Origin of the sequence: Cognatundibacterium luofuense (assembly GCF_018139685.1) — a bacterium.
Lineage (GTDB): Bacteria > Pseudomonadota > Gammaproteobacteria > Burkholderiales > Burkholderiaceae_D > Undibacterium > Undibacterium luofuense.
This window is the reverse complement of the sequence record NZ_JAGSPN010000545.1, coordinates 1-297: the sequence shown is the minus strand read 5'-3', so window position 1 is coordinate 297 and position 297 is coordinate 1. Positions and strand designations below refer to the sequence as shown.

1 protein-coding gene is annotated in these 297 nt (G+C 50.2%); it reads right to left on the bottom strand.

Annotated features, from left to right (window positions below; genetic code table 11):
• The coding region (locus KDM89_RS21595; protein WP_212689831.1) for a helix-turn-helix transcriptional regulator at window positions 1–226 on the bottom strand (226 nt) is incomplete at its 3' end.
• Between the last annotated feature and the right edge of the window lie 71 nt (window positions 227–297).

The following is a 297-nucleotide window of genomic DNA, read 5'->3' as shown; positions in this document are numbered from 1 at the left end:
CTTCCTCTGAAAACATCAGTGGGGGCAGCATGAAACCAGGGCGTAACACGTAACCGAGTCCAGGCTCACTTTCAATGGGTGCACCTTGTTGTTGAAGGCTTGCGATATCCCGGTACAGAGTGCGCAAACTAATGCCTAGTTCAGACGCGAGCTGCGTGCCTGTGACAGCCAGGCGACGACTGCGCAATATCTGAATCAGATCCAGTAGACGTTGGGCGCGTGACATGAAATGGCTATTAAATTAAAAAAATAGCCATATTTTGGATGATAAGCTAGTCTTCGTCCAGTGCCGTGCGC